At 33.6% G+C, this 1220-nt stretch carries 2 protein-coding genes; both read left to right on the top strand.

What is annotated here, in order from left to right:
* On the top strand, positions 1-1073 hold a 1073-nt coding region (locus HMPREF3190_RS03205), incomplete at its 5' end, for a DNA cytosine methyltransferase (RefSeq protein ID WP_156425699.1).
* Positions 1074-1076: 3 nt separating this feature from the next.
* Positions 1077-1220: DNA adenine methylase (locus HMPREF3190_RS03200; RefSeq protein ID WP_449676103.1), on the top strand; the 144-nt coding region annotated here is incomplete at its 3' end.

Genomic DNA, 1220 nt, shown 5'->3' with positions numbered 1-1220 from the left:
TAAAAGTTTTTGAAGCATTTTCTGGGTATGGCAGTCAACGCATGGCATTAAAACGTTGTAATATTCCCCATAAAATTGTGGGTATTTCTGAAGTTGATGGGGATGTTATCTTATCTTATGCAGCAATACATGAAAATCTCTTAGAATTACGAGAAAAAATCACATATCCAGACGATGATAAAATGCGTAATTATCTCAAATCAATCAATGTGCCCTTGAATTATAAAACGTTCAAAAACAGAGCTGATTCACTTCGGGGTCAAAAACTAAAAGACATGTATTTAGCAAACAAAATCTCAAAAAATTTTGGTGACATTCGTTCCATTGTTCCTCAAAATTTACCAGATTTCGACTTCTTCACTTATTCATTTCCATGTCAGGATATTTCTGTAGCTGGGTATCAAAATGGCTTGACTCCTAATTCAGGCACCCGTTCTTCTCTACTGTGGCAATGCTGCAAAATTATCGAGATTAAGAAACCAAAATATTTAATGATGGAAAATGTGAAAAACTTAGTCGGCAGTAATCACAAAAAGAACTTTAGTAAATTTTTAAATTACCTCGAAACCTTGGGTTATACAAATTTTTGGAGTGTCTTGAATGCTCGTGATTATGGAATACCTCAAAATAGAGAACGGGTATTTTGTTTAAGCATACTTGCACACAAGGCTAATTTTTCTTTTCCGCATAAAGTTCCACTAAACATTAAAATGAACGATCTTTTAGAAAAAGATGTTTCTAAAAATTTTTATTTGAATAATCAAGTAACTAATAAACCCATCGAGCAGGAATGGATTTATTGTTTAGACTCTAATTATTGGAAAGGAACTGTTCTAGCAGATTTTCAAAATAAGCATCGTAGGCAAATAGTGTCTTGTCCAAAAGATGAAAATGGATTCTATCCTGCGCGTAGACTAACCCCTCATGAAACTTGGCGATTCATGGACGTATCAGATGAAGATTTTTACAAAGCAAGTCAATTAGTAAGCAATACGAGTTTATACAAACAGGCAGGTAACAGCATTGTAGTTTCCGTATTAAAAGCCCTTTTTTCAAATTTATTTATGGAGTGAATTATGAATACAACTCGCGACACAAAAATTTTGCCGTTCATGTGCTGGGCAGGTGGTAAACAAAAATTAAAAAACACTTTGCTTAAATACGCACCTGATAACTTTAATACATACTATGAGCCATTTGTTGGTGCAGGTAGTCTTTTT

It is taken from the genome of Umbribacter vaginalis (assembly GCA_001552935.1).
Taxonomy (GTDB): domain Bacteria; phylum Actinomycetota; class Coriobacteriia; order Coriobacteriales; family Eggerthellaceae; genus Berryella; species Berryella vaginalis.
This window is presented reverse-complemented; position numbering and strand designations above follow the sequence as displayed.